Annotated in this window: 3 protein-coding genes; 2 read left to right on the top strand and 1 reads right to left on the bottom strand. The window is 72.8% G+C overall.

The window, feature by feature from the left end:
* Positions 1-67: 67 nt before the first annotated feature.
* On the bottom strand, positions 68-490 hold the full coding sequence (locus KBX53_RS28340; protein WP_210862620.1) for an HIT family protein: 423 nt from the start codon (positions 488-490) through the stop codon (positions 68-70).
* 96 nt (positions 491-586) lie between these two features.
* Here KBX53_RS28340 and KBX53_RS28335 point away from each other — a divergent pair, with 96 nt between their 5' ends.
* Positions 587-1729: a cystathionine gamma-synthase gene (locus tag KBX53_RS28335; RefSeq protein WP_210862618.1), complete on the top strand. Its 1143-nt coding sequence runs from the start codon at positions 587-589 to the stop codon at positions 1727-1729.
* 13 nt (positions 1730-1742) lie between these two features.
* On the top strand, positions 1743-2823 hold a 1081-nt coding region (locus KBX53_RS28330; RefSeq protein WP_210862616.1), incomplete at its 3' end, for an amidase.

Here is a 2823-nt window from a genome sequence, read left to right as displayed (position 1 = left end):
CTCCTCTCGTACCACTCGCGGCGTGCAACACCAGAGGGTCCTGCTTCCTTACCCGCGTGACGGTGACTCAGGCCCCGGCCGGGAACGCCGCCGCTACCCGGTCCGCGTAGCTCTGGGCCTCGCTGTCGTCGCCGTACCGGGTGCGCGGCCAGAAGAAGCCCCGCAAACCGTCGCCCTTGGTTCGCGGCACCACGTGGGTGTGCAGGTGGGGCACCGATTGGGACACCTTGTTGTTCATCGCCACGAACGTCCCACCGGCGCCCAGGGCGGTCTCCACCGCCACCGCCAGCCGCTGGACCAGGGCGAAGTAGCCGGGCAGCAGGTCGGCCGGCAACTCCGCCAGCGTCACCAGGTGCGCCCGGGGCACCACCAGCACGTGCCCCTTGAACACCGGCCGGGTGTCCAGGAACGCCACCCCGTCCGGGGTGTCGGCCACCCGGAACGCCGGCACCTCGCCCGCCACGATCCCGCAGAACACGCAGCCGCTCATCGGGCCAGGTTATGCCGACGCCGTTGGCGGCCCGGCCCCGCCTCGGAGCGCGGGTTCCGTTCCAGCCCTCTCCGACGGGGCACTAGCCTCACCAGAATGAGTCACGGCTTCGAGACGCTCGCCATTCACGCCGGCCAGGACCCTGAGGCCCGCACCGGCGCGGTGATCCCACCGATCTACCAGACCAGCACGTACGCCCAGGACGCCGTCGGCGCACCCCGCCTCGGCTACGAGTACAGCCGGTCCGGCAACCCGACCCGGGACGCGCTCCAGGAGTGCCTGGCGGCGCTGGAGGGCGGGCCGGTGGGGCTCGCCTTCGCCAGCGGCCTGGCGGCGGAGGACACCCTGCTGCGGGCGGTGTGCCAGCCCGGTGACCACGTGGTGATCCCGGACGACGCGTACGGCGGCACGTACCGGCTCTTCGCCCGGGTCGCCCAGCGCTGGGGCCTGGAGTTCAGCCCGGCCAAGGTCTCCGACCCGGCCGCGATCCGGGCGGCCGTGCAGCCCGGTCGCACGAAGATCGTCTGGGTGGAGACGCCGACCAACCCGCTGCTCGGCATCGCCGACATCGCCGCACTGGCCGCCGTGGCACACGACGCGGGCGCCCTGCTGGTGGTGGACAACACCTTCGCCTCGCCGTACCTCCAGCAGCCGATCGCCTTCGGCGCGGACGTGGTGGTGCACTCCACCACCAAGTACATCGGCGGGCACTCCGACGTGGTCGGTGGCGCGCTGGTCGTCGCCGACGCCGGTCTCGGTGAGGAGCTGCGCTACCACCAGAACGCGATGGGCGCGATCAACGGCCCGTTCGACGCCTGGCTCACCCTGCGGGGCATCAAGACCCTCGGGGTACGCATGGACCGGCACTGCGACAACGCCGAGCGGCTCGCCGGGTACCTCGACGGGCACGCCAAGGTGGCCCAGGTGATCTATCCGGGGCTGCCCTCGCACCCCGGTCACGAGGTGGCCGTCAAGCAGATGCGCCGGTTCGGCGGCATGATCTCGTTCCGCGCCGCCGGTGGTGAGGAGCACGCCGTGGACATCTGCAACCGGGCCAAGCTCTTCGTGCTCGCCGAATCGCTGGGCGGCGTGGAATCCCTGATCGAGCACCCGGGCCGGATGACACACGCAAGTGCTGCCGGCTCGCCGCTTGAAGTTCCCGGCGATCTCGTGCGACTGTCTGTCGGCATCGAGACGGTCGACGACCTACTCGCCGATCTGGAGCAGGCGCTGGGCTGACCGCTGGGGAAGGATGGCCGTGCAGGACATCATGGCGACCTGGGTCGGAGCGACCGCCAAGCAGATCGCCCGGGGCGTACGCCGAGGTGACGTCTCGGCGACCCAGGTCGTCGCCGACCACCTCGAGTACATCTCCCGAGCCGACCGTGAGCTGGCCGCGTTCCGCGCCGTTCGCGGCGGTGAGGCGATCACCGAGGCGGAGAAGGTCGACGAGCAGGAGGACCTGGCGAACCTGCCGCTGGCCGGGGTTCCGGTGGCGGTCAAGGAGAACACCCCGGTCGCCGGCCTGCCCACCTGGAACGGGTCGGCCGCCGCCCGCACCGACGTCGCGGAGGCCGACCACGAGGTGGTGCGTCGACTGCGCGGCGCCGGCGCGGTGATCCTCGGCGTGACCCGGATGCCCGAACTGGGGCTGTGGGCGCTCACCGACGACGACAGCGCGGTGACCCGTAACCCGTGGGACAGCACGCGTACCCCCGGTGGGTCCTCGGGTGGCTCGGCCGCCGCGGTCGCCGCCGGGCTGGTGCCGATCGCGCACGCCAACGACGGTCTCGGCTCGATCCGGATTCCCGCGGCCTGCTGCGGGCTTGTCGGGCTCAAGCCCGGTCGGGGCGTGGTCCCCTGCCAGCTCGGTGCCGACGACTGGTTCGGTCTCACCGAGCACGGCATGCTGACCAGCACGGTCGCCGACGCGGCGGTCGGCTTCTCGGTGCTCGCCGGCCGACGCCCCGAGAAGCTCGTCCCGCCGCAGCGGCTGCGGGTGGGGGTCTCGTTGCGTTCCCCGGTGCGCGGTGTCGCGGCGGACGCGCCGAACCGGGACGCGGTCGCCGCCGCCGGTCGGCTCCTCGCCACCGCCGGGCACGACACGGTGCCGGCGGATCCGGTCTACCCCACCGCGCTCGGCCTTCAGGGCATCGCCACCTGGCTCGCCGCGGCCGCCACCGACGTCCGGGCGTCCGGCCTGGACCGGCGCGGTCTGCAACGGCGTACCCGGCGGCACGTCGCGCTGGGCGAGTGGGCGCAGCGCCGCGGCTACGTGCGGGAGGCGGACCGGGCCGCGTGGCGGCAACGGTCGGTCGACTTCTTCACCGACC

The sequence above is a fragment of the Micromonospora sp. M51 genome (assembly GCF_018070305.1).
GTDB classification, from domain to species: Bacteria; Actinomycetota; Actinomycetes; order Mycobacteriales; family Micromonosporaceae; genus Micromonospora; species Micromonospora parva.
The sequence above is the reverse complement of the archived record's forward strand: the minus strand, read 5'-3'. Positions and strand labels throughout refer to the sequence as shown.